This window comes from Paenibacillus sp. MDMC362, from assembly GCF_003269305.1.
In the GTDB taxonomy this organism is placed as follows: domain Bacteria; phylum Bacillota; class Bacilli; order Paenibacillales; family Paenibacillaceae; genus Paenibacillus_AQ.
The window spans coordinates 140300-166572 of the sequence record NZ_QLYT01000017.1 but is presented as its reverse complement, the minus strand read 5'-3'; the positions used below and the strand labels follow the sequence as shown (position 1 = coordinate 166572).

28 protein-coding genes and 2 pseudogenes are annotated in these 26273 nt (G+C 42.1%); 28 read left to right on the top strand and 2 right to left on the bottom strand.

The features are described 5' to 3' along the window. The 24 genes and pseudogenes from DP091_RS09685 to DP091_RS31785 all read left to right on the top strand — a co-directional run. The coding region (locus tag DP091_RS09685; protein ID WP_181469767.1) for an aminopeptidase at positions 1-711 on the top strand (711 nt) is incomplete at its 5' end. Positions 712-1087: 376 nt separating this feature from the next. Further along, positions 1088-1654 (top strand): hypothetical protein, encoded by a 567-nt coding sequence (locus tag DP091_RS09680; RefSeq protein ID WP_113058134.1) that lies wholly within the window; start codon positions 1088-1090, stop codon positions 1652-1654. A gap of 205 nt (positions 1655-1859) precedes the next feature. After that, complete coding sequence (locus DP091_RS09675) at positions 1860-2330, top strand: hypothetical protein (RefSeq protein WP_113058133.1); 471 nt, start codon at positions 1860-1862, stop codon at positions 2328-2330. 212 nt (positions 2331-2542) lie between these two features. After that, positions 2543-3145 (top strand): hypothetical protein, encoded by a 603-nt coding sequence (locus tag DP091_RS09670; RefSeq protein ID WP_113058132.1) that lies wholly within the window; start codon positions 2543-2545, stop codon positions 3143-3145. Between the two features lie 72 nt (positions 3146-3217). Then, positions 3218-4033 carry a class I SAM-dependent methyltransferase gene (locus tag DP091_RS09665; protein ID WP_113058131.1) on the top strand — a complete coding sequence of 272 codons (816 nt, stop codon included), beginning with the start codon at positions 3218-3220 and terminating at the stop codon, positions 4031-4033. Positions 4034-4150: 117 nt separating this feature from the next. Further along, the gene (locus DP091_RS09660; protein ID WP_113058130.1) at positions 4151-4381 is read left to right on the top strand and encodes a hypothetical protein; all 231 of its coding nucleotides are present in this window, start codon (positions 4151-4153) and stop codon (positions 4379-4381) included. Positions 4382-4500: 119 nt separating this feature from the next. After that, positions 4501-5196 carry an HAD family hydrolase gene (locus tag DP091_RS09655; RefSeq protein ID WP_113058129.1) on the top strand — a complete coding sequence of 232 codons (696 nt, stop codon included), beginning with the start codon at positions 4501-4503 and terminating at the stop codon, positions 5194-5196. Positions 5197-5419: 223 nt separating this feature from the next. After that, positions 5420-5713: a metallophosphoesterase gene (locus tag DP091_RS31795; protein WP_258394461.1), complete on the top strand. Its 294-nt coding sequence runs from the start codon at positions 5420-5422 to the stop codon at positions 5711-5713. Then, positions 5698-6192, top strand: a complete 495-nt coding sequence (locus tag DP091_RS09650; protein WP_258394460.1) for a metallophosphoesterase family protein — start codon at positions 5698-5700, stop codon at positions 6190-6192. The genes DP091_RS31795 and DP091_RS09650 overlap by 16 nt, the downstream gene beginning before the upstream one ends. Before the next feature lie 234 nt (positions 6193-6426). After that, positions 6427-6924 carry a hypothetical protein gene (locus DP091_RS09645; protein ID WP_113058128.1) on the top strand — a complete coding sequence of 166 codons (498 nt, stop codon included), beginning with the start codon at positions 6427-6429 and terminating at the stop codon, positions 6922-6924. A 191-nt stretch (positions 6925-7115) separates the two neighbouring features. Next, positions 7116-7721: a nucleoside/nucleotide kinase family protein gene (locus DP091_RS09640; RefSeq protein ID WP_113058127.1), complete on the top strand. Its 606-nt coding sequence runs from the start codon at positions 7116-7118 to the stop codon at positions 7719-7721. Between the two features lie 152 nt (positions 7722-7873). Beyond that, positions 7874-8449 carry a histidine phosphatase family protein gene (locus DP091_RS09635; protein WP_113058126.1) on the top strand — a complete coding sequence of 192 codons (576 nt, stop codon included), beginning with the start codon at positions 7874-7876 and terminating at the stop codon, positions 8447-8449. A 135-nt stretch (positions 8450-8584) separates the two neighbouring features. Next, positions 8585-9175 carry a GNAT family N-acetyltransferase gene (locus tag DP091_RS09630; protein WP_113058125.1) on the top strand — a complete coding sequence of 197 codons (591 nt, stop codon included), beginning with the start codon at positions 8585-8587 and terminating at the stop codon, positions 9173-9175. Positions 9176-9492: 317 nt separating this feature from the next. Beyond that, positions 9493-10074 (top strand): hypothetical protein, encoded by a 582-nt coding sequence (locus DP091_RS09625; protein ID WP_113058124.1) that lies wholly within the window; start codon positions 9493-9495, stop codon positions 10072-10074. A gap of 211 nt (positions 10075-10285) precedes the next feature. Next, on the top strand, positions 10286-11869 hold the full coding sequence (locus DP091_RS09620; RefSeq protein ID WP_113058123.1) for a PucR family transcriptional regulator: 1584 nt from the start codon (positions 10286-10288) through the stop codon (positions 11867-11869). A gap of 131 nt (positions 11870-12000) precedes the next feature. After that, entirely contained in the window at positions 12001-13266 is a 1266-nt protein-coding gene (locus DP091_RS09615; protein WP_113058122.1) for a cytosine permease, read from the top strand. Beyond that, positions 13267-14370: an S-methyl thiohydantoin desulfurase family protein gene (locus DP091_RS09610; RefSeq protein ID WP_113058121.1), complete on the top strand. Its 1104-nt coding sequence runs from the start codon at positions 13267-13269 to the stop codon at positions 14368-14370. After that, positions 14363-15913, top strand: coding sequence for a hydantoinase/oxoprolinase family protein (locus DP091_RS09605; protein ID WP_113058120.1), 1551 nt, complete (start codon positions 14363-14365; stop codon positions 15911-15913). Before DP091_RS09610 ends, DP091_RS09605 begins: the two co-directional genes overlap by 8 nt. A 686-nt stretch (positions 15914-16599) precedes the next feature. Further along, on the top strand, positions 16600-17130 hold the full coding sequence (locus DP091_RS09600) for a phosphotransferase-like protein (RefSeq protein ID WP_113058119.1): 531 nt from the start codon (positions 16600-16602) through the stop codon (positions 17128-17130). 220 nt (positions 17131-17350) lie between these two features. Next, positions 17351-17782 (top strand): hypothetical protein, encoded by a 432-nt coding sequence (locus tag DP091_RS09595; RefSeq protein WP_258394459.1) that lies wholly within the window; start codon positions 17351-17353, stop codon positions 17780-17782. A 180-nt stretch (positions 17783-17962) separates the two neighbouring features. Beyond that, positions 17963-18170: pseudogene (locus tag DP091_RS31790) on the top strand (class I SAM-dependent methyltransferase); the annotation flags it as partial. Between the two features lie 81 nt (positions 18171-18251). Next, positions 18252-18593, top strand: coding sequence for a hypothetical protein (locus tag DP091_RS09585; RefSeq protein WP_181469766.1), 342 nt, complete (start codon positions 18252-18254; stop codon positions 18591-18593). A gap of 236 nt (positions 18594-18829) precedes the next feature. Next, positions 18830-19291 (top strand): DNA topology modulation protein, encoded by a 462-nt coding sequence (locus tag DP091_RS09580; RefSeq protein WP_306438104.1) that lies wholly within the window; start codon positions 18830-18832, stop codon positions 19289-19291. A gap of 188 nt (positions 19292-19479) precedes the next feature. Then, positions 19480-19755, top strand: a pseudogene (locus tag DP091_RS31785) (helix-turn-helix domain-containing protein). Here DP091_RS31785 and DP091_RS09570 read toward each other — a convergent pair. Next, positions 19752-20621 carry a cation diffusion facilitator family transporter gene (locus DP091_RS09570; protein ID WP_113058117.1) on the bottom strand — a complete coding sequence of 290 codons (870 nt, stop codon included), beginning with the start codon at positions 20619-20621 and terminating at the stop codon, positions 19752-19754. The pseudogene DP091_RS31785 and the gene DP091_RS09570 overlap by 4 nt on opposite strands. A gap of 281 nt (positions 20622-20902) precedes the next feature. On the opposite strand from DP091_RS09570, the gene DP091_RS09565 reads away from it, so the two are divergent. Continuing rightward, positions 20903-21484, top strand: coding sequence for a TetR/AcrR family transcriptional regulator (locus DP091_RS09565; protein ID WP_113058116.1), 582 nt, complete (start codon positions 20903-20905; stop codon positions 21482-21484). 78 nt (positions 21485-21562) lie between these two features. After that, positions 21563-22186, top strand: coding sequence for an MBL fold metallo-hydrolase (locus DP091_RS09560; protein WP_113058115.1), 624 nt, complete (start codon positions 21563-21565; stop codon positions 22184-22186). Between the two features lie 184 nt (positions 22187-22370). Here DP091_RS09560 and DP091_RS09555 read toward each other — a convergent pair whose 3' ends face one another. Continuing rightward, positions 22371-24305 carry an elongation factor G gene (locus DP091_RS09555; protein ID WP_258394458.1) on the bottom strand — a complete coding sequence of 645 codons (1935 nt, stop codon included), beginning with the start codon at positions 24303-24305 and terminating at the stop codon, positions 22371-22373. A 295-nt stretch (positions 24306-24600) separates the two neighbouring features. Between DP091_RS09555 and DP091_RS09550 the strand changes: the two genes are divergently transcribed. Continuing rightward, entirely contained in the window at positions 24601-25041 is a 441-nt protein-coding gene (locus tag DP091_RS09550) for a GNAT family N-acetyltransferase (RefSeq protein WP_113058113.1), read from the top strand. A gap of 447 nt (positions 25042-25488) precedes the next feature. Continuing rightward, the gene (locus DP091_RS09545) at positions 25489-26238 is read left to right on the top strand and encodes a metallophosphoesterase family protein (protein WP_113058112.1); all 750 of its coding nucleotides are present in this window, start codon (positions 25489-25491) and stop codon (positions 26236-26238) included. Positions 26239-26273: the final 35 nt, after the last annotated feature.

Below are 26273 nucleotides of genomic sequence, written 5' to 3'. Positions count from 1 at the left end.
CGTTACCCGAATCATGCCATGGCACAGCAGGCGAACATGTCAACGGAGGATTTTGAAAATTTATATTTTAATGTGTGTAATCTAGACTATTCAAAAATGGATAAAGCTATGGATAATCTAGTTGAGTTAATGGAGAAAACAGACAAAGTAAGAATCTTGGGAGAAGAAACAGATTTAACATTTTCGATTAAAGGTATGCCTTGTATTAAAGATTCAGGAATTATGAACCTTCCAGATGGTGAAGTCTATACGATGCCAGTAAAAGATTCCGTCAACGGAGTTATCACGTATAATACACCTTCATTAAAAGAGGGCTTTACATACGAGAACATTCGTTTTGAAATAAAAGACGGTTTAATTATACATGCTACCGGAAATGATTCAGAAAGAATTAATAAATTATTGAATACTGATCAAGGTTCGAGGTATTTTGGTGAATTTGGAATCGGTCTTAATCCATATATTGAGCATGTTATGAAAGATACCTTATTCGATGAAAAAATATGGGGAAGCTTTCATTTTACTCCAGGATGTGTTCCGGTTAGTTCACCAGGAAATGATAATTGGTCTGAGTTACACTGGGACATTGTTAATATCCAGAGGCCTGAGTATGGCGGAGGAGAAATATGGTTTGATGATATATTAATCCGCAAAGAAGGAATGTTTATTCTCAATACTCTAAAAGGATTAAATCCTGAAAACTTAAAGTGATGATATTGACTTCATATTTATACAACAATTTTACATAGAAGTCCCCTCAACAATATAAAAAGATCCATAGAAACCAAGCTGATATCGAATGAATTCTTTAATGAATATTTTTCAGATCAATTAATACTGCCATATTTGAGTAAGGTTTTTGAAAGTAAATCATAGAAGGCATCATCATCTCAAAATATTGTATTTACGCTACGGGCCTCACCCTTGGTTCGCGAGAGTGGTAAACAAAGTGGCTGATCCAACTCACAACCCGCCGAGGCTAAGACCGTCGGACCTGGCGCATTCAAGCCTTAAGCCTCTCGGTTTTCGTAGATACAAGAACGATATGTGAAATTACCGGCAAAAGAAATTTGAAAGAAGAGTGCCTATGAAGATTAAATGGCCAGACATAACTAAATTTTTGTTGCTGCTGTTACCTACAATAGTGATGCTAGTGTTACTTATAGATCTGTTTCCCTATACTGGACTAGGAAGAATTGCTTCTGTTCCAACTACAATAATAATTAATTCATTAATTATCTGGCTTTACTTGGCGCTAAAAAAAATAAATTTATGGATTAAATATGTTGGGGGTTTGCTTACACTATTAATGACTCTAGCAATAACAGTAATTGGACACCCACAAGAATTCAACCCTTCTGTTCTCGTACAGAGTCAAGATGCAATTCGTGCTATTAAAGGGATAGATAATGTTACCAGAGATGACTTGGTCGTTAGTGGGAGTCATAATAGCGCAAGATATGTAGTAGCGTTATTCAAATATAAAGATGAAATACTTAAAGATGGTACATATCAGCTTTATCAGCAAGAAAATGTTTACTTTCGTAATTACACAATAAATGACGTAAGCGAAATTAGTTCTAAATTAATTGGATACCACAAGGTTATGTGGTGGTACTTAAATAATGATAGATTATTTAATGGAGGCTGGTAACAACATCTAACGCCGCATTCACGCTGCGGGTCACTGTCGCGCCCCTTGGTCCGCCGGAGGGATTCGAGGAGTAGGTTCAAGCGGACAACCCTGCACCGACTAACCGCGTCGTGTCCGTTCCCTTCGGTCATTAAAGTCGGTGAGGATTCGTGAATTCCTGAACGTTATATGAAACCTCGGTATTGTATGAAAGAAGGAACAACAAATGAATAAGGAACAATATTTTGAAGATCTTCAAGATATAATAAACGATTTGATTTATATCGGTTCCTCTGAAGCTGATCTTCAAGAGGAAATTGAAACAAATATGTGGAGAATATCGCTTTCTCCTGATCTGATTAATCAAATTACAACGGACGATTTCAACGAATTTTTAAATAAAGTTATACAGAATCGGAAAGAAAAAATAGAAAGTTCTAGTTCAAATCGAGGTATGTATTTTTATTTATGGTTTGATATTATGGCAAGTCAATTAAGATTCAATCTGATATCTGACATAAACAAGAAATTACCATTTAGCTGTGAAATACAAATATTGAATAATCCAAGAGAAATACTTGATGATTTTTTAGGAGCCCCATTTCATAATGGGTTACCAATAGAAGGACATAATGATGACTCAGAAGATAAAGAATACATATTAAAGATTTATAAATTGCATTTAAAAAAGGACTGATAAGAAAGTAAATCGAAGATGACTGGGCATCACATAACATAGTATTCACGCTACGGGCTTACACCGCTTGGTCGCCCGATGTATAATCATGGAAGATAACTCTGACGACACAAGAGCCGACCTAAGATAGGAGCTATCTAAGGCCGGCTCTTGTCGTGAATACGGAACGTTATAGGAAATCAGCACAAAACATATTTATGGAGGATTAACAATTGAAGATAGTTAGTCAAGTTCAAGAAGATGAAGTAATAGCAGAATTCTTATTTGCAGAGGTTAACTCAGATAGATTTAAGGAAGGAATATTACATGCACTTGGAGACCATGATTTGAATTTACTTATTAAACCTAATTTGAATGATCAAGCCGAGAACCAAATTAGACGAGATATTCTTGGTCAGACAAGGGGGTTCGGTCGTAATACGGATATGTTTGAGAATTTTCCTACAGAAGTTAAATGGTATAAAGCTTTCTTTGAGAAGCAAGATCTAAACGAAGTAATGTACATCAACTATAGTTATTGGAATGAATTATCAAGTAATACTAGACTTCCTTTGCAGGCATCGAAAAATATCATGAATCAAATTGAAGTCTTTGGAATTAGTAACCAAGGATTTCTAGATATCAACTTAGCTCTCAAGAACGGTAAAGTATTTCCAAGATTAATATTTGTGTCTATGAATGAGAATTCGCGAGTAGTTGTATTAGAAGGTCACGCGCGGTTAACGGCTTATCATTTAGATAACGATTATATACCTGATGAACTTGAAGTAATTATCGGGTTCTCTGATGAGTTTAGCGTATGGGACTTATATTAAGAACATTTTGTAGGTTGTTCATAGATATTAATGCAAATCTGAAATAGAAACTATTCTGGGGAAGGTGTCTTCATGGACAAGAAGTCTGTAAATAGAGGATCAATCCTTATTGGCGCTGGCGAAGTTGGCGTAACCATTTCGGAAAACATGGATAAGAATGTTGTTCATAAGACAAACAGGCTCTATTGGGATACAAAAGGCAATGACTTCTTAAGAGCAATTTCACTTCCTTATTATGGAGGGTTTATCTCAGAAGAAAAATGCCAGCTCTTCGGCGATATCTCAGGAAAAAAACTGCTGGAGATCGGATGCGGCAACGGCCAATCCTTGCAATATCAAGGGGAACGCAACGCATCTGAATTATGGGCTGTGGATATATCGGAAAAACAAATTGAAAAGGCAACGCAGCATTTGGAATCACTCGGTCTATCGGCAACATTCATCTGTTCTCCCATGGAAGAAGAATGCGGCATACCGGCGGATTATTTTGACTATGTTTATTCGATTTATGCCATCGGTTGGACAACCGACCTTGAAGGTACCTTTTGCCGTATCGCTACGTATCTTAAAAAAGATGGTGTATTTATTTTCAGTTGGTCTCATCCTATACACAGATGCGTTACTGATGATAATGGTAGGTTTATTGTTAGAAAGAGTTATTTCGATGAAGCTTGGTATCCGGTAGCTGTTGATGAAGGTGAGCTATTATTATCGGACCGTAAGCTATCAACCTATGTGAACGCTCTGGCGAAAGCGGGATTTGTAATTGAGCAATTGATTGAGCAAACTGATGATGAGATTGTGCAATCGCGGGACGATAAAAGCGATTTGGGCAAGAGAGCGAAGATACTTCCTGTAACTTTAGTGATTAAGGCAAGAAAACTATAATATCTGATGACAAAGCGAAGCATGTATAAAGAACTTTAGAGGTATCGAGAAAGGCATTGACATCCGATAACACTATGTTGTTCAAACAGTAGAACTATTTTCAGAAGGGACCTGCTGATGAGAAGAAGATATTCTATTGAAAAAGCAGAGTGGTCAGAAACCAGGGAAAAAAAGTACCAGCAAGACTGTAGAGATATTGTATTTAAGTTCGATGATGAGCTTTTACAGCAAGATCACGCCATTTATTTGAACAGAAAAGAAGGACAAACTATGGTGATAAAGCCTTTAAATCAAAAAACATTTTGGTACGAAATATGGTTAAAACTCAAAGACTTCTACAATACATAATGAAACATAGAATCTAAAAGACTGTTTAAACCTAGGCAGATACGCTTGAAGACCTATTCGATTTATTATTTCGAAATAACTTAAGAACTCATGAAGAATATGTAAGGGAGAACGAAACAATGAAAAAGTACATACTCTTCGATCATGATGGTGTTCTGGTTGATACTGAATACTGGTATTACAAAGCGGGAGAACGCGCTCTGGCTGACATTGGATTTACCTTGGATAAAGATCAATACCTCCGCGACATGACCCAGTCATTGGGCACTTGGTCCCAAGCTAGGGCGGCAGGCATTGATGAACAGACCATAAGCAAGCAGCGTGAGGTCCGCAACGTCTATTATCAGGAATATCTAAGAACAGAAGACATAGAGATTGAAGGCGTAGTTGAAACTCTAGCCGAACTGTCAAAGTACGTCCGCATGGCCATCGTGACGACTGCAAAACGTGCGGATTTTCAACTTATTCACGAAAAGCGCCAGATTAGACAATTCATGGATTTCGTCCTTGTTCGCGAAGACTACGAGCGCACCAAGCCGCACCCGGAACCATACTTGACCGGCCTAAAGCGCTTCGGAGCTACTAAAGAAGAGACCCTGGTTGTAGAGGATTCAAACAGAGGGTTGAACTCAGCCGTGGCGGCTGGTATCGACTGTGCTATTGTCCATAACGACTTCACCAAAACACATGACTTCTCACTGGCAAGCTATCGAATCAAGACTCTGATTGAACTAAAGGACATTATTCTGAATGTAAACCTGCGTGAGCATTCGCCAGCATGTCCCGTACTCACTTTAAATGATTTAGGTGATTGAGTTACAAGAATTCATGAACGGTCAGGAATAGATATGGACATAGGACGGCAGTCTTTGAGAGTATATTCGAAGATGTCCCCCATTATTAAATCATGTAACAAAACATTCACGCTACGGGACGGCAAGCCGACCTTAGTCCCAGAAGCATGGGCGAGGAGGCAATTGCCGGGACACTTTCGCACTGGCTAAGATAGGAGCTATCTAAACCAGAAGAACGTCGTGAATGCAGGAACGTTATGTGAATCCACCCAAAATGTATGAACTCTATCTAATTGAGGTAGATAAGATGAGTAGAATTTTAATGATCAGTGATATCCATGGATGTATTAAACAATTTAATGAGTTGTTGGATGCTATTAATTACAACCCTTCAGAAGACAATTTAATATTGCTTGGTGATTACGTTGATAGAGGACCACGAAGTAAAGAAACTGTTGAGCGAGTTAAAGAGCTAGTAAACAACTACAATGTTATTGCTTTAAGGGGTAACCATGACCAAGATTGGTTGATCTTATAAGTACGGACAGTGAAATGGTCCTAGGTAAATTTCTGGAACATGGTGGTACACAAACCCTCCAAAGCTATTGTCATTTTGTTACTGACAATATTGATGAAGAACTGTATAAACACGCTATAGAGTATATACGGGTACATTTTAATAGTCATATAGATTTTCTAGAATCTTTGCCTCTTTATTATGAAGATTTACATCATATCTATGTTCATGCTGGACTCAATCCGAAGTATATAAATTGGCGAGAACAACCTGAAAATGACTTTATGTATATTAAGCGTGAGTTTCATCAATCGAAACCAAGAACTGATAAGCTAGTCATATTCGGTCATACTCGGACTATTGAACTTCATGAATCCTCGGACATCTGGTTCGGTCACGGTAAGATTGGGATAGACGGTGGATGTGCATATGGAATGCAGCTGAATTGTTTGATATTTGACGAAGGCACTTATAATATAGCGAGTATAAAAAATTTATAGGGTAGTTCGAAGAAGTGGCGGCATTACCTAACAATGTGTTCAGGCATAGACGGGCAAACCGCCTCGGTCACTGGAGGTCCGAAGTAGAATCGGAGCGAAATTTCAGTTACAGGGAAGCAGATTCAGGCTACACATCCGCACCGACTAACACATCGCTGCCGCTCACATTCGTTCGCTTAAGTAGGTGGGACGCAATCAACACGGAAACGTTATAGGAAAGGAACGTAAATAATAATGTCTGAACCGATGCTGGGAGAACTCTCTTTAGATGATTTAAAAGAGCAATTACTCCAAATTATTAAATCAACAGGAACTGAAGTTAATGAGAGTCAAATCGTGTTATTGGATCGAGGGGCTCCTCATAAATCTTCAACGTTACCTGTGGGCAGGATGGCTGTATACTCTTTCATTTATCAAGACAGATTTTTGAAGATAGGTAAAGCAGGGTCTAATAGTAACGCAAGATTTAATAGTCAACACTACGATCCTAAAAATTCTCAAAGTAATTTAGCAAAATCATTATTAAACGATCCACAGCTTGTAGAATTAAATCTTGATGCAACAAATATTAAAGAATGGATTAAAACCAATACAAGAAGAATAGATTTTTTGGTGGATGCTACGTTGGGAATATTCGTCCTGAACTTAATTGAAGCATTTTTACATTTGAAGTATAGACCAAAATATGAAGGCTATGAAAAACAAAGACCGGTCATTGGGATTGATTTGTAAGCAGTTCAAGGAAGACCTTCCCATCCTATAAACATAATATTCACGCATCGGGCATACGCTCCTCGGTCCGGCATTTAGGGATGTCAGGAAGTATAGACAGCCGGACACACTTGGCATTCGACAGGCGTCGTGATTATGAGAACGTTATTTGAAATTGCTGTATATGCGCTTAAAAGAAAGGAATAAAAACAATGAATAAATCTGCGTTCACAATCGCAGTAAGTGGTCCATCTGGTTCAGGCAAGAGTACATTAACAAAGCAATTAAGAGATAAACTTGTAGATGCAATATCATTCCACTTTGATGACTATGCTTCAACTAATAAATATCCAGATGATTTTGTTGAGTGGTTGGAAAAAGGTGCAGACCCTAAATTAGTTCAAAATCCAAATTTTAATAGAGACTTATATGAGTTGGTTCAAGGCAGGTCAATAAAACTACCTAACAACCAAATGGTAAAATCAGAAAAATACATTATAGTTGAAGAACCTTTCGGTAGAGGTCGGGAAGGAATGGCCGAACTAATTGATTTTGTAGTCTGTATTGATATTCCATTAGAGGTAGCACTAGCTCGTAGAATTTTAAGAGGGATACAACATACTGAGTGCTCTCCAAGTGAAACTTTAAAAAACTTCGAAGAATATTTGTCTCAATATCTTATCGTATTGCGAAATTTATACCAAGCTATAAATTCAAATGTCATGGCCGATTGTGATTTAATTGTATCTGGTCTTGAACCAATGGATGTAATTACGGACAACGTAATAATAGAGCTTGAGAAACGAAGTATTATATAACTCAAAGAAGACAGCAACATCAGCCGGAAAACCCTGCATCACCTACCCGTCACGGCCGCCCTTCGGGCTTAAGATGGTGGGACGTCGTGAACACTACAACTTATGTGAAATCACATTGTGATATTTAATGAAAGTATCTAGAGGAGTCCTATATGAAGACAATTATCTATATGGTTAGGCATGGAGAATCACCATACAATGAAGGAAACGAAAGGACAAGAGGGCTTACCCCAAAAGGAAAGGTCGATATTGAAAAAGTAACGAAGTTACTTATAGGTGAAGGAATAGACAAAATTATATCAAGTCCTTATACTCGAGCAATTCTTAGTGTTGAGGGATTGGCCAAGCACTTAAAGTTAGATATTGAAGTATTTGAAAATCTTAGAGAACGTCATTTTTCATCTTATATTATTGAAAATGCAGAGTTAATGTCTAGTATCAGAGAGAGTTTTAATGACCCCGATTATACCTTGCCGGGTGGAGAGTCTAACGCTGACTGTCAGAAAAGAGCAATCTCAGTTCTAAAGCCCATATTAAAAGAGCACAGAGGGAAGAGAATAGCAATCGGGACTCATGGTCTTGTAATGACTTTGATGATGAATCATTTTGATTCAGCTTTTGGCTTGGAGTTTTTGAATCAATTAAAGAAACCAGATATTTATAAAATGCAATTTGAGGACTTAGAATTAGAAGAGGTAACGAGAATGTGGAATGACCAGATTTCTTAAGGTTTATCGAAGAGGACTGCGGTATTACATACCAGAGTATTCGCCCGGTGGGGTGCGCCGCAAGCCTCTCGGATTTGTAGATACACACGTTATCTGAAACCTGAGCAAAAAAGATATATTTTGGGAGGCGAATTCATGAAGCGTTTAGAAGACCATTTTGAAAGCTTTCCTATACTTGAAACGGATCGGATTTTGTTAAGACCGATTACATATGCAGACATTGATAATGTGTACCAATATTGTGCCGTGCCCCAAGTATCGAGGTATACTACATGGAACTATCACAGGAGTAAAGAGGACACGAAAGGATTTATTGATTTTGTTCTGAATCGGTATGAAACCGAGAAGGTAGGTCCATGGGGAATTGAACATAAAGAAACCAAGAAATTAATTGGAAGTTGCAGTTTTGTGAGATGGGATAATCGATGCCTAAGAGCTGAACTTGGATATGTATTGTCTAATGAATATTGGAATCAGGGAATCATGACGGAAGTAGTAAACCGAATTATTGAATACGCATTTAAAGATCTTGAATTAATTAGAGTAGAAGCGAAATGTCACCCGGAAAATGTAGGATCTGCAAGAGTAATGGAGAAGAGCGGAATGAAATTCGAAGGGATATTAAGGAAATATTTATGGTCGAAAGAAGAATTGCAAGATGTAAAACTGTATTCAATCATAAGAGATGAATTTGAAGGCAAATTCGAGGATGGGAGGACAAGTTGAACAGATAACTAAAGTAAAATTAATAAATAGTCCGTTTGTTGACACAATGGATAACGAATTGGACCAGAACAGAGGATATGATTATACAATTTATAAAATTCTTTATTCTATCGGACAACCCCGACTAACCGCATCGCGGCCGGCTCCTCCAGAGCTTTAATCGGAGAGGATTCACTGAATACAATGACGTTATAGGAAATCAACGCACTATCGAATAAAGATAAATTATGAACGAAAAAAACAAACACGAATCCACTTCTGCTAGACTTGTATACACATTAAAAGAAGGGTGTAATTGTAGAGGAGAGTAGCTAAATGTGAAGAAAATCCACTTATTTTCACTTATTCTGGTTATTTTGTTATTATCGGCTTGTCAATCATCAGAACAATTAAAGCCGATAAAAGAAGAAACCATTGATTTCGACATAAACACTGCAATTGAAATGGTTGAAAAGAAAGAAAAAATGATCATTGATTTAGCATTGAGAGAAAAGGTGTCAAAATTGGAGTATAAGGAATTAGAGAAATCCTTTACCGAAGAGTTTGGAGGCCATGCTAAGGAAATTCTATCTATATTATTTATTCATAATCTGGATTCCGATCCCGAGTCAGATATGTATGTACAACAGAACACATTATACCCAACACTCTTTCATGAAGGAATAACCATAACAAATGCGGTCGTTTATAAGAGCTACTTCGAGAATGAGTTTTTTAATCAAACCAGATTAAGCATTGAGGAGAAATATGTTGGTGATGATGAGAAGTTAAAGGATTGGAAAAGAGAATACATATTTACTCCAAACAAAAATGGTGAATGGGAATTAAATGGATTTTCTGGAGTGATGAATTTCTTAGGCGAAGATTATAATATGAATTATTTAGAGTTAAAGAGGTAAATAGTTAACCATGGAAGACCATCACATGTCTTAGTGGGCCAGACCGATTATGCAAAAAAATCATAGTTGGCAAAGGAACTTACTTGGTTGCTAATCATTACGAGGTTTATACTAATATTAATGAGTCTATCTTAGGCTGAAGAAAATAGCCTAGCTGTGTTCATATTGAAGAATAAGAGCAGCATGAATCGAACAAAAAAGTGGTGGTTAAATTGGGGTAACCGTTAAAGATTTACTGCAGCTGCCTTCATTTAGAGGAGCTCAGGTGGTCACTGGAACAAGCAGGCTTCATCAGACCGTGTCCTCTTTATCTGTGTTAGAGGTGGCGGATGTCAATTTCTTCTCGCAAATTATTCATACCGTTCAAGAAGAGTGGTATGCCGAAGAGCTGGTCATCAGCTCTTTTTATTCGATTAAGGACAGCGTGGAGCAGCAATGCAAAACGGTTCAATATTTGCATGACCTTGGTGAAGTGGGATTGATTTTGTATTATGTTGGCATTATCATGCCAGATATAGCCGATGAAGTGCTTGAACTGGCCGAATCTCTGAATTTTATTATTATTTGCATGCCGAGAAACGATTACTCGCTTAGGTATAATGAAGTCATCTATGAAGTCATGGAAGCGATCGTAAGCAATCAGAATGTGAACGAGCATTTCGTGAATGAATCACTGGAAAAGGTCTCGCTGCTGCCGGAACATTTGCGGAGCGTGGAAATTACCCTTAAACTGCTGTCGGACCGGATGAAAGCGAACATCGTTCTGACAAACAGCAGCCTGGATATCATCAATCGTGTCATGTGGCCGCGTAATTCCTCACTCGATGTTGCGAATCTAATCCGGTCCAAGGCGGCTTTCATCCTGAACGGCAGAATGGGAGAAGGTGATCTGGATTCGTCCTGCTTTGTTGAATACAAACGTGTGCATCAAAAAAACGGGGAGGTCCTTTACCTGTTTCTCATTAAAGAGAATACGAAGCTGCCTCCGAAGACGATGGAGCAAATCAGCGAGGTGGTGCAGGTGGCCATCAATTTGTGGGGAGACAAGCATAACGAGGTCAGCGAATACGCTTTGGTTAAAGCCATCGTGAATGATGAAAGCGAAAAAATGCGCAGATTGGCCGGCTTGCTCCATATTGACGTTTCCGCCATCCAAATGATGTGGCTCGTTTACATCCGGGATTTGTCGGAGGAAAGAAGGATAAGGGAAGACTTGAAAGCGCATCTCTCGCAATATTATAAAACCGCGGTCATTCAAACGATCGATTACTGCGTTGTTGTGCTGCTAGGGAATTGTTCATATAAATATAATGAGTTTGAAATCGCAGCGGAATATATCGAAACCACGAGTCTCACCGCTGAAATATCAAGCATCGTTTATTCTCCGAGGATGCGGAACACACAGGACGTACGCCGAATGTACCAGCTCGTAAACGGAGTCTCTAAAGAGGTCCACCGCATCTATCATCACCGCAAACTATACACCGCGGCGGAAGTCCGTTCCATGAAACGGGCCATAGACCTCAGCAAACAAGGGGAAGAGATGACTGAGGAATGCTTGTCCGTTTTGGAGCCCATTATGGACGACACTGACGCAATGAACACCCTGATGACTTTTCTTCTGGATGCGAAGGGGAATATGGATGACTGCAGCAAGCTGTTGTTCGTCCACAAAAATACGGTGAAATATCGCATTAAAAAAATTTGCGAGCTCATAGGATATGATGTGACCATCAATTCGGAATCGTACGATGTTTATACCGCCTGCATGGTCTACCGTCTCATCCATAACTAAAAAGTTCCGATGTTTTGTCCAATAAGACAAAAAGATCGGAATTTTTTTTGTTTTCTGAAAAAGACGCTGACCTGCTTCATCTTTTACAATAAGAAACAAATATTCGAACCAACAAGATTAGGGGGGATCATATGAAAGCCGTTAAAGAGCATCAATCCTGGTTCAGTCTCGGAATCATCTGGGCTGGCGCGGTCATTAGCATCCCGAGTTTGTTGGTAGGGAATGCGCTTGTCGCAGGAATGGGGTTATCCACAGCATTGCTCGTCACGTTGGCAGGCTACGCAATCATTGTACTGCTCATGATTTTGCAGGGCATTCAAAGCACGGACTTAGGTAAGCCGACCGTTCAGGTCGCAGCTCAGGTATTCGGCAAAACAGGGTCTCGTACGATTCTGTCGATTATCCTCGCTATTGCGTGTCTTGGCTGGTTCGGGATCCAGGCGAATGTGTGCGGCGCAGCCTTGGCAGACCTGCTAGCCAAGACCGGAGTGAACATGCCGGTGCCGTTGGCATCTCTTATATGCGGTTTCGTGATGGTGATATCGGCCGTCTATGGCGTTAAAGTGCTGCGGGTGATCAGCTATATCGCCGTTCCTTTATTGGTGGGAATCAGCATATTTGGTCTTATCGAAGCCTTGACCGGTGACTCCCTGCAGATCATTCAGCATCATAAGCCTGAGGGAGCGATGAGCTTTACGGACGGGCTGGCGATAACGCTGGGTTCATTTGCCTTGGGTGCAGTCATCGCGGGAGATTATTCGCAATTTTCTAGAAAACGGTCCGATGTCCTGAAAGCGGCTCTAATCGGGATCGTTCCGGCAGGCTTGCTGATGATCGGTGCAGGGGCTGTCCTGACGATTGCTTACCAAGCCAGCGATATTACAGCAACCTTTTTGAGCATCACGACTCCGTTTGTTGGCGGCGTGGTTTTGATCCTGGCTACGTGGAAGACCAACCTGGTGAACGCGATTTCAGGCGGTTTTGCCTTCATTAACGTGTTCAACGTATCGAAGGAAAAAGAAAAATGGGCCGTCGGCATCGCAGGAACCATTGGGACCGTATTGGCCGTCGTTGGTATACTGAACTATTTCACTCCGATCATGTCCATCCTGTCGGCTATGATTCCGCCGGTGGCAGGCGTGATGATCGCATCTTACTGGGTGCTTGGAAGAGGGGATAAGAGCCGCTGGCATGAGGTCGAAGGCGTGAATATACTGGGCGTCGTTTCCTGGCTGTTGGGCGCGGTGATTGCTAGCACCCCTGTTGTGTTATCTTTGTTCCCAAGCTTGCCCCAAGTACCGAATCAGCCGTTGATCGGGATTGTTATTTCTTTTGTCGTATATTATGCAGGCTATCGTTTATCGGCTCAGAAAACCGTTATATTGGAGGAATCATGAATGAGATATTTAGATAAAGCAGCTGTTGAAAACATCGCCGTTGGCGCAGCATTTCTGGGAACCGGCGGAGGGGGAGACCCTTACATTGGTAAATTGATGGCTCTCTCGGCCATTGAGAAGTTTGGTCCTGTAAAACTATGCTCAGTCGATGAGATTGAGGATGAGGACTTTTTCATTCCAGCCGCGATGATGGGGGCGCCATCCGTATTAGTGGAGAAATTCCCTAGAGGGGACGAGTTTGTTATGGTTTTTCAAAAATTAGCGAATTACTTGGGAAAAGAACAGATCGCCGGCACGTTTCCGATGGAAGCGGGAGGCGTCAATTCCATGATTCCCATCGTTGTTGCGGCGCAGCTGGGATTGCCTCTGATCGACTGTGACGGTATGGGGCGGGCCTTCCCGGAGCTGCAAATGGTGACGTTTAACCTGGATGGTATTCCGGCGACACCGATGGCGATTACGGATGAAAAAGGGAATATCGGCATCTTTGAGACCATTGATAATAAATGGACGGAACGGCTCGCCAGAGCGGCCACGGTTGAAATGGGCGCCAGTGCTTTAGTAAGCCTGTACCCGGTAACGGGTGCTCAAATGAAGCAAAGCGGCGTGCATCATATCGTGACCCTCTCCGAACAGATTGGAGAAATCATTACATCGAAGAATCGGGACGCGGGCGATAAGCTTCAAGAGCTGCTGAGCCTTGTGTCCGGCTATGAGCTTTTCCAAGGTAAAATCGTGGATGTCATCCGGGAAACCAAGGGCGGATTTAACCTCGGTCAAATGCATCTCGATGGAATCGAGGCACATAAAGACGGAGTGATGAAGGTTCATTTTCAAAATGAAAACCTGGTTGCTGAAAAGAACGGTCATGTGGTAGCGATGACCCCCGATTTGATCTGTCTGGTTGATTACGAAACCTTGACGCCTGTAACTACGGAGAGCCTGAAATACGGTAAACGCGTAAGGGTTATTGGGCTGCCCGCTCATGATAAGTGGAGAACGGAAAAGGGAATCCAGACGGCAGGACCAAGATACTTCGGATATGATTACGATTATGTTCCTATTGAGGAAATGGTGAAAAAGGCGGTGGCTGAGAATGTATAGAATCGGGATCGATGTAGGCGGCACCAACACGGACGCCATCATTTTGGATGAGAATTATCATCTGGTTCATGCGGTGAAATCACCAACAAGTCTAGATATTAGAACCGGTATTGAAACCTCGCTCCGGAATTTGCTGCAGGAATCGAATATGGATAAAACCCAAATCACGCATGCCATGTTAGGTACAACCCAGTGCACGAATGCTATTGTTGAACGCAAAAAACTGGCCCAAGTCGGCGTCATTCGTCTGGGTTACCCGGCAACGGCTTCCGTTACTCCGTACACGTCCTGGCCTGAGGATATGGTTCGGAAGCTGTCGGGTAAATATGCTCTCGTTCATGGTGGATATGAATATGACGGCCAAGTGCTTGGAGAAGTCGATGAAGCTGAAATTAAAGCTCTTTTAGAGGAATGGGGGAGCAGTGTCGAGTCCATCGCCGTCATTGGTGTGTTTTCATCCATTAAAAATGATCAGGAGCTACAGGTTCGAGATCTCATCCATCAAGTGTATGGACCGGAATTCCCTGTTTCCTGTTCTTCCCTGATCGGTTCGGTCGGTTTAATCGAGAGGGAAAATGCGACCATACTGAATGCAGCTTTATGCAAGGTTATTGAAACGACAACCCAAGGATTTGTGCAGGCGTTAGAAGAAGAAGGCATTACAGACGCAGCGGTGTTTTTATGCCAGAATGACGGTACCTTAATGTCGATCGATTACGCTAAACAATTTCCGATCCTAACCATTGCATGCGGGCCAACGAACAGCATACGCGGTGCCTCTTATTTGGCGAAGATTAAAGATACGATGGTTCTCGACGTGGGAGGGACTACATCGGACATCGGGGTTTTGCAGGACGGGTTCCCAAGAGAATCTTCGGTTGCAGTCGAGGTTGGCGATATCCGCACGAATTTCCGCATGCCGGATATTATCTCCGTTGGACTAGGCGGCGGAAGCATCGTGCGCTCGGAGAACGGTAAAATTACGGTGGGACCTGACAGCGTAGGATACAAGATTGGACAGGAAGCGCTGGTCTTTGGCGGTCATACGCTGACTACAACAGACATTGCCGTACGGCTGGGTCTCGCAGACGTCGGGGATAAGAGTTTGGTAGCGCATCTGGATGAAGACTTCGCTAAAAAGGTGCAAGCTGAAATTGCAACCATCATTGAGCAGGCCATTGATAAAATGAAGACATCGTCGGGAGACGTTGAGCTTGTTTTGGTAGGCGGCGGCAGTGTCGTTATACCGGATACAATTCGCGGGGTATCCCATATGATTAAGCCTGAGAACGGGGGCGTAGCCAACGCCATTGGCGCATGTATTGCTCAAATCAGTGGACAATATGAACAAATTTATATCTATTCTACTGAGCCTCGTGAGGATTCATTAAAAGATGCGCAAGAACAAGCCGTGAAGCAGGCGGTGCTGGCTGGCGCTGATCCGGCTACGGTAGAGCTCGTGGAAGTGGAAGAAACCCCGCTGGCTTATCATCCGGGAAATGCGACGAGACTGAGAGTGAAAGTTGTAGGAAACATGAAGTAGAAGAGAGGCTTCACATAAGTTTATACAACTTGTGTGAGGCTCTTTTTTGTTACTTAACATCGTATCCACGCTGCGGGCCTTGTCCTTGGTTCGCAAGATGAGGCAACAGAGAAGCTGAATCAGCTCACTACTCTGCGAGGCTAAGATTGTATAAATAAAAATAAACAAACAAAACCTATAAAAGTGTTATAAATTGAGATATACTGAGGTAAGAATAAGTAAGGAGCCGTGCTGGAACACGACGCCAAAGCACAATAACTACATAAAGAGCAGTCGGCCACAGGAGTTTGGTCGAAAAACAGACCGTTACCTTAGCGAGGGCGGTCTATTTCTTTTTCATGTAGGTGAGCAATGCCAAAATGAACATACTGATATTATCATGAATTACGAAATGAGAAAAATAGAAGATTGAATCACAAAGTATGTATTGTAGGAATCACAAGAAAGACAGTAACATCACTTAACCATGCATCTGCGCTGCGGGGTTTTCGCCCCTTGGTTGTTGGACGATTTTAAGAGGAAGAATATTCTCACAACACACGACCCGGGCTAAGATAAGACTATCTAAGGCCGGGTCGCGTCGTAGATTCTAGAACGTTATACGACAGACCGAAGAAAAAATATATAAGGCTGATGAAGTATAAAGGTAAATGTACATTAAACCCATGCAAAGGAAGTTGAGAAATTTGGATAAAGGGAGAATTATATTTTTGAATGGCGTTACAAGTTCAGGTAAAACTTCAATAGTAGAAGCTATGCAATCTTACTCGAAACCATTTTTTTATGTAGTTGCCAATGATCTTTTTGAAAATACGATCGGTGATAAACATCTGCAGACAGACTACTGGAAGTATTTAAGTGAAGCAATAATTATAATGTATCATACAGCAAAGCTATTTTCGGATAGTGGCAAGCATGTAATAATCGATGGGATACTTGTTGAAAGGCCTGAGTTAAAGCCACATTATGAAAAAGTCAAAGAGATTTTTAATGGGTACCCTTTGGAGATAGTTGAGGTATACTGTCCTCTAGATCTTTGTCGTAAGCGAAATATAGAGCGTGGTGATAGAAGAGAAGAACAATCAGATGAGCAAAATAAAATAATGTCACAAAACATTCGTTATAGCTGCTCAGTGGACACGAGTTTGAATACACCAGAAGAATGTGCAGAAATTATTATTACATCATTATTCAAAAAGTATGATAAACAATCGTAAATGAGTATTAATGATAGCGACACGCAGGAGTCGGGCTCATCGGATAACAACGTGATCCAGCTTCGTGGCTATCGTCACTCGGTCTCTCGAGGAGTATCATGGAAGTTAATGTAAACACATCGATTTCCCTAAGATAAGAGCTAACTAAGGGGCACCGACGTCAGGGACACAAGAATGTTAGATGAAATATCAGCAGTAATAAATTTTAAGGACGGATAGGATGGAAATATCAAATAAAAAAATCATTGGAATTCTTAACAAAGAGCATAGTCCTAAATATCTTGATAAATCAGAACTAATTGATGTTGCGTGGCCAGACTTTGTGGAGGTAGAAGGTTGCATTTTAATGAAGAAGTACACTGAAGATAATATAAAAATTAATATTGAACATATTATTCATCAGTTTGGAGATCGAACTGGGTTTGAAGCAAGTGAAAACCATGTTCATATGATAGATATATCAAAAACCTTTAAAAAACATCCTTTAGAAGGGTTGCGGTTTGCAAAGAAGCTATTAGAAATATGGTCTTTTAAACTGAAAATTGATTTTCCGGATTATGAATTTATACTTATCTTAACTTATCATGATGATGACACAATTTTATGGTTTCATAGATTAAGAGAATCAGAAGGGACTTGGATAAAGCATTAATGGTATAGAGGATTTTGAAGAAGGGATTATGATTAGGAAAGTGTAATCGTAGAGGGCAGATACCTCAACTATCTACTCTCTGGCTTTGCCCTTGGTTCGAAATGGGGATTAAGCAAAGGGTGGACTCAAGCGAACAACCTTGAGACGCTAAGTCTGTCGGACCCAGTCGCTACGCTCCTTTTATGGGGTATAAATATATCAGAATAACAAATTAGAAAAGGCAAAGCAACATTTGACGGCGTGCGGTCCTTCGGCAAAATTGATCTGTTCTCCTACGGAAGAAGAATGTGACATACCCGTAGATTATTTTGACTTTGATTATTCGATTTACCACATAGGCTGGACAACCGACCTTGAAGGCACCTTTTGTCGGATCGCTTCTTACTTATAAAAAGACGGCGTATTTATCTTCAGTTGGTCTCAAGGGAGGGCATCAGATAACAAAACATTAACGCATCCTAACACGAGAATGTTAACTAAAACCAGTGAGAAAGGAAATAAAACAGAATATGTATACCGAGTAGTAATGCTATTGAAGAGGATATTAAGAAAAAATAATGAGTTAGAAATTACAAAAAATACAATTAGGCTTAATCAAGCTGAAATACCAGTACAACAAATCGAAAAGATTATAATAGAAGGTTATTTTGTACAGAGTATCGGTATCAAGTTATACGGAAGAAAATTAGTTTCAATGGATTTTCATTTTAGATTTAAGAATAATGAGGAAATTAATATTGAAGAATTAAAGCAATGGGCAAATAGGAACAGGATAAAAGTAACTAGTGGAAGAATATTCAGATGGATTTAGATATCAAGAAAGTAATTAAGGGTGTCCTGCCATCTGGTAACCACGTATCTACTCTTCGGGCGTACGCCCATTGCGGTACGAGGAGTTTCATAGAAGCGGAAGACCACCATTCGCCGACTAACCGTATCAGTAGCCCTCCCGACTTAAGTTGGTGAAGGTTCGCAGATACAAGAGCGTTAGTGAGAATTATTGCAACAATTGAAGAACTATAAATCATTAATAACCAGGAGAACAAAATGAAGAGAATCATGATAATTGGATCTGGAGGATCAGGGAAGTCTACATTCTCAAGTAAACTCTCTGAAGTCTTAGGGTTACCATTGTATCATTTAGATGCGTATTATTGGAAACCTGGATGGATTGCAACCCCTAATCACGAATGGGATGAATTTCTAGGAGAACTCATACAAAATGATGAATGGATTATTGATGGAAATTATAATCGAACAATAGATATTAGAATTTCTAGAGCAGATACAATCATTTTCTTTGATTTACCTCCATGGATAACTACGTATAGGGTCATTAAACGAAGAATTAAATACCATGGAAGAACAAGACCTGATTTGAATGAGGGTTGTCCGGAGCAATTAGATTGGGAATTCATGAAGTGGGTATGGAATTTTAGAAAACATAAAAGACCGGGAATACTTGAAAAGTTGAAAAAATATGAAAAAGAAAAAAATAATAATACTTAAAACACCAAGGGAAGTAACTAACCTAATAGACAAATTAAATAATAAATTTGAATAAAGGCAATCGCTCCGGGGCTGGTGCCTGGTGGTCTGCATGGGGGATCTCGATACCATTTCTTGTTTATACTTTTTCTCCGACTACAGTGCACAAGGAGATGGAAGGCTTGATCTATTCTTTCGATTCAAAAAAGATGTACCTACAGCGTATCCATGCTGCGGGCTGCGCCTATGAGCAGGATTTACTTAGATTAACGGGAATACCATCCGCTACCATGGCGAAGCTTAATACCAATGAATATGTTCGTTAGAAGTCATTGATAAATGATACAGCTTTAGGTTGTCAGCCAGGTAATTTGCTAGAGCATATACAGGAGCAATACGTGAGAGGAATAAAAAAAGGTCCGGCCAATAAGAATGTGGCCGGACCTTCTTCGTTGTTTATACACTTGGTAATTCTAAAGGATTAATTCGGTTCTATATGAACATGTACGTCATAAACGCCGTGTGTTTCTTTTAACTCATGTTCCACCTGGTCTGAAATATCATGGGCGACCCGGATATCCAGATTCGACCTGACCAGGATGACGATGTCGACAACTGTATTGCTGCCGTAATTCCTTGCCCGAATGTCCTTGACTCCCTTAACGCCAACCACTTGCTTTACCGTTTCTTTATAGCTTCTGACAATGTTCTCATCGAAGCCATCGGTTAAATGATGAGAGGCATCCCGGAATATATCCCAAGCGGTTTTACATATCAGGAAACCTACCAATACGGCGGTCAGCGGATCGAGCCATGGCAGATGAAATTGGGCGCCGATGATACCAACGACCGTACCGATGCTGACCCATGCATCCGAAAGGTTGTCCTTGGCCGCTGCCATAACGGCTTGACTGTTTATTTTGGTGGCCAGGCGCTTGTTGTAGCGGTAGACCAAGAACATCACGATGGCGCAGCCAATACCGGTCCACGCGGATAGAAGATCAGGCGATTCATGGTTGCCTTCAAACATAGAAGAAACGGCCCCGAACAGGACTTGGATCCCAACGGCCATCATAATAAAAGAGGCGATCAAGGAGGCTACCGTTTCCGCTTTCCAGTGACCGTAAGGATGATCTCGATCCGCAGGTTTTTGCGATAAACGCAGTCCGATCAATACAGCAATGGATGCCACGATATCGGTAGCATTATTTAATCCGTCCGCCCTCAGAGCCTCGGAGTTCGCGGTGGAACCTATCAATAATTTGATTGCAGATAAACAGATATAAGCAATGATACTGATGATGGCACCTTTTTCACCCAATTTTAAATCATGATAACGTTGTTGTTCCAAATCTAGCCGACTCCTTCCGCACGCCCCAAAAAATAGTACCTGACTATATTACCAAGCAGAGAAGGGGTGGGTCTAGAGCAACGTTTTTTCCTATCACTTAATAAGTGACAAGGGGCAAAAAGAGTTGCACTGGACTAAGAAAGATAGTTCGAGGCTAGGGTCTTGGCATATGAAACTGAAATACGGGGTGGATGATAGTATTAGCATGGCGCTTGACATTAATATCCAAGGAGAGTAAGATCAGTTATATACTAATTGGTACATAACTGAGGTGAGAGTGGTTGGCGCGTCCGCGGGAATTCGATATGCAGAAAGCGTTGAACAATGCGTTGGAATTATTTTGGGAAAAGGGTTACGAAGCGACCTCCATTACAGATTTAACGACCAAGATGGAGATTAGCCGGCCCAGCCTGTACATGGCTTTTGGAGATAAACGTGCGTTATTTATGAAGGTACTGGACATTTATATGGACCAGTTTCTTCGGAAACTCGAGTCTATTCTTGCTGCTAATGGATCGGGGTACAAGGGAATTGAGGCATTATTTCGAGATATTGTTGAATCGGGCGATGACCGTGGAATAAAGTGCGGCTGTTTGTTCGTAAACACAATGACGGAGCTTGCCGCACATGATGAGCAAATCGCGTTAAAAGGCCGGGAGTATCAGGACAAGGTATCACAGTTTCTGGCAAACGCGTTGACCGAAGGAAAGGAAGCGGGAGACATTGCGCAGACCATTGACGTTCATTCCATGGCACACTTTCTAATGCTGGCATTGGTTGGACTTTTCGTGGTCATAAAGATAGAACCGGCCCCGGTTGTTTTGAAACACAGTATAGAAGTTACTTTGGGTGTATTGAGATAATTATTTTTGTTCATTATATACCAATTGGTATATAAAAGTGCGCGCGCGTATTATAACTTTTGTAAGGAGATGGTTGGATTGCGATGGAAGCAGCTGACACGTCACGTGTGGGGCGGATATGTATATTGGCCATTGCCTGTCATGGTATGGATCGTTGAAGATCGGGACGGATTAACGCTGGTTGACGCAGGGATACCGTCCATGTGGAATTCGTTGTATCAAGCGTTAAACGTCCGCTTCAAGAATAAGCCCTTAGTACGGGTGCTGCTTACGCACAGTCATGGGGACCATGTGGGGATGCTGCCGAACCTGACTCGGACCTTGCAGGTTCCGATTGTAGTACACCCATTAGAAGCGGACCGGATATCTGGAATCCCCTCTAATCCAATCCAATCCCTGGATTTGGACCATACGTATGGCGGGTTAATTCCTTATCATACACCGGGACATAGTCCGGGGCACGTGGTATTCTATCATCCTGACGACCAAATTCTTCTCGCAGGCGATCTGTTCACTGCATTCTTCGGCAAACTCCGTAGACCCATTGCGAAATTCACGCCTGACATGGAAGAGTCATTACGGAGCGGGAAGATTCTTGAACGGCTGGACCCTACGCTTACGGCTTGCGCCCATTGCGGTGTTGTTAAACATGCGTCATTGCAATATCCCAAGCTGCTTCGTAGAGGTCATGGCAGTCGGTAGTCTTTAATTGCTTTCACTGTAAACAACCACATGATAACGGCTTTACAGCCCTTATCCCCGGTATATGCCTCCAGTTCGGAAGCATTGAATGCCAGAGACTATACTTTAGCAGGAAAACAGATCGAACAAAAAAATAGCGGTCGAGATCATCTCTCGACACCGCTATGATTGACTCGTACGTGCTTTACATGATCTTGTTCAAGTAAAGCATATATTCACCGCGGTTCAGCGGGTTGACTTGCCGCCGTTTATTCACAGGGACGGTGGCTTGCACCTTCACGTAGCCACCTGGTTTTACGGAGAGCATGCCTTCGCCGCTTGTCAGGGAATGGACTTCGGCTTTCAGCAAGTCGGTTGTCCGCACGGGGATGGTACCATGTACGTGTACGGCATTGTTGTGGAATGTCGGTTCCTGATAGGTCCCTTCCAGTGCCGCCAACTTGGACAACACTTTGCTTAAACTGGTTTCCGGCAGAATGAATTGGATGACATTGATAGGCTCGAAGACTTCCGTTCCGGCTTTGTTGAGCGCCGACATGAGGACGAGCGGGGTCAGGCTGCGAAAATCCTTTGCCGTCGACACCGGACTTGCGTAACCGGTATGCGTCAGTGTCACGATAATATCGGTCACGGTCCATCCATACAACCCTTCCTGCAGCACCTCGATCACCGTATCTTTGATCGCTTTCTGAAAGGATAAGGGGAGGGAGCCCAGTTCCACTTCTAGACGATACTGAGTTCCGGTTCCTCTCTCGCCAGGCTCAACCCGTAAGCCAACCGTTGCATAAAATGGACACTCGCCAATAAATTCAACAGCCTCTCCGGTCGCAACCGGCTTCTCGATACAAATGACCCGCGGAGCTGAAAATACAGCTTCGATGCCGTATTGCTGCTGGATCGTTTCCAGCAAAATTTCCTGCTGAACTTTACCGAATACGTGGATGATGTTTTCTTTGGTTTTCATATCCTGGATATATTGCAGGAATGGATCCTCTTCGGTGAGATCGCTTAAGGCTGTGTGTAGTTGATGCTCCTCCGCGGGATTCTTGGCCGAGACCTGGACTTGAATCGGCGGCTTCTGAAAGTGGACCCTCTTCATCCTGTCGGAAACAGCACCGATGACGTCGCCCACCTTGAGTTCATCGGTCATGAGAATCGCAATGTCTCCGGCATCGATCTGATTCACCGGCATGGATTTGCCATGGTGCAGAGCATGGAGGTGTTTTACCTTGAACATGGTGGTGTTGCCATTCTGCGTTATCACCGTAATCTCGTCTCGCGCCTGGATGCTGCCAGCGAACAGCCGGAGGTATACGTTCCGGTCGCCGTTCGGGAGTTTGATCACTTTGAACACCAGGCCGGATAACGATTCATGCTGAAGCTCCGAGGCGTTATTAACAGGGAAATATTCGTTAAGCGCATGAAGCAGCGGCTCGATGCCGATCCCTTTGGCTGCTGATCCTGCGAATAGAGGGTAAGCTTTACCTTGCTGGGTTTGCCTGCGTAACTCCTCTCGCAGCCGCTCGCGTGATATGGGAATATCCTGGGCATAGTCGTTCAGCAGATCGTCATTGGACAGTGCCAACATTTCGACCCACCCGGCGTTATGGGGATCGGCCATGTCTACCCGAACGGTTGCGCTGCCCTCATGAGTTACAGAGCTCATCTCGCAAATATGTTCATCCAGCAGATTCCGTATCATGGTATAGACATTGTGGTAATTTGCGCCCATTCGATCGATCTTGTTCATGAATAGAAGGGTGGGAATCCGTTGTTCTTTCAGCGTCTGCATGAGCACCCGCGTCTGGGCCTGTACGCCCTCAACCGCGGAAATCACCAGAATGACGCCATCCAGCACACTTAGTGAATGCTCGACCTCCGAGATGAAATCGGCATGTCCCGGCGTATCGATCAGATTGATTTTTAGATCGCCCAGCATAAACGATACCGCAGCGGATTTTATCGTGATGCCCCGTCTTCGCTCAATCTCCAGCGAATCCGTGATGGTATTGCCTTGGTCAACGGAGCCCGCTTGATCAATAATGCCGGATCTGAACAGGATTTGCTCCGTTAGTGTGGTTTTACCGGCATCAACATGGGCTAAAACTCCAATATTCAATATGTTCCTCATATATCATAACCCTCATTCGTTTCATAGTTAGTTGTCCTTTCCGTTGGAAGTTATGGTTCAATTGCCGCATGTATATCGCCTCCGTGTGAAATAAAAGTTACTTCTAGTTTATCCATTGAGAGCTGATCGGAATATGTAATAAATACTTATAATCGTTCATTATCTTGCTCTAAATCTAAGCAACGTGCAGCGTCTTATTTGAATTTACATATTTAATACCGTGAAAAATGGTCGGCATTGGATTAGGATAAAGGCATACACCATATATGAAGGAGTCTTGCATTTGATAACACTTCATGCCATAGATAAGGACAATTGGGAGGATTGCATCCGTCTTAAACCGAGACCTGAACAGGAGAAGTGGATTGCCCCCAATCTATACTCGATAGCGGAAGCTCAATTCATGGAGGGCTTCGAAACGCGTGCGATCTACCATGATGAAGAGATGATCGGTTTTGCGATGTATGGCCTGCACCCGCACGATGATAACTACTGGATCTACCGGTTTATGATCGACGGCAAGTTTCAGGGACTGCATTATGCCAAACCTGCGATTCGTCTGGTTCTCGAGGAGATTCGAAACTCGCCGGATACAACAGACGATGTTATGCTCTGTTATAAATCCGAGAATGAGCATGCAAAAAGGCTATATTCCCAAATCGGGTTTAAAGAAGCCGGGATTGCCCCTTGGGGAGACGTGATGGCTAAATATAGTTTTATATAATAGGCTGTAAAGAGAAAAACCGTGCGTTCAACCATTCCCTCTATGGCCGAACACACGGTTTTTTTAGCTCGATTGTATGTGTGCGAATAGAATTGAATTGAATTTTCTCTAATCATTCCATCACTTTACCGTTTGGACTGTATACGCGAGTATTTTTCGCTATAAGCGGAGGTTCTCCCTGCGAAAGGGTGCTCGTTCCCCACAAGGGGTTGCTCCGTGTTCAAGTGATGTTGAAATAAAGGAGAATATGCTATTATACCTAAATAGCAATGCAGCTCGGATTTGGATGTCCTAAAATTATAAAGTGACAAGGAGTAACATCGGTTGAAGAGCTTGCTGGTTTCCATGCTTTGGTTGCAGGTATGGGTCCATCAAAATGGCTAATCAGCCTGAAGAATCTGCTGGAGAACAGAGAGGTATTATGATTAGGGTAGGGAGGACACTACGATTCGAATACTAGCGATTAGCGACATTCATGGCTGCTGCGATGAGTTCAATCAGTTACTGTATGATGTGCAGTACAATCCCGCTAAGGACAAGCTGATCTTGCTTGGGGATTACGTGGATCGCGGATTCAAAAGCAGGGAAGTCATTGAACAAGTGATGAAACTGCGGGATGATGGTGCCATCACTCTTCGCGGAAATCATGACCAGATGATGCTGGACGCCATTTTGCTTGATACGGATGAAGCGAACTCGCTCTGGATTCGCAATGGAGCTCGATACACGATTGAAAGCTACTGCGGCGCCGATTTTTTTGAGGGTGAAATGGATCACGCCAGATATAACGAAGGTAAAGCCTATATTAAGAAGGAGTATGAGCATCATCTATCCTTTCTTGATACGCTGGCACTCTTCTATGAAACAGATACTCACATATTCGTGCATGCAGGGATCAATCCGGGTGTTGAAGACTGGAAGTTGCAGCCTCAGCATGATTTCATCTGGATACGGGAACCATTCTTCAATTATCCTACAGGCATCGACAAAACGGTGGTGTTCGGGCATACGCCAGCCATGAACTTGCATGATTCGGAGGGGATATGGTTTTGTGACGAAGGGGACAAAATCGGTATCGATGGAGCGTGCGTGTACGGTAAACAGCTTAACTGCCTGGAAATCACGGAAGAGCAGGAATACAGAACGCATTCTGTTCGGTTCATGCGCATTGATGTGAACGTAGAGGAAAAGAAATGAAATGAACGAATATCTACGTGACTTTTGATAGGAGG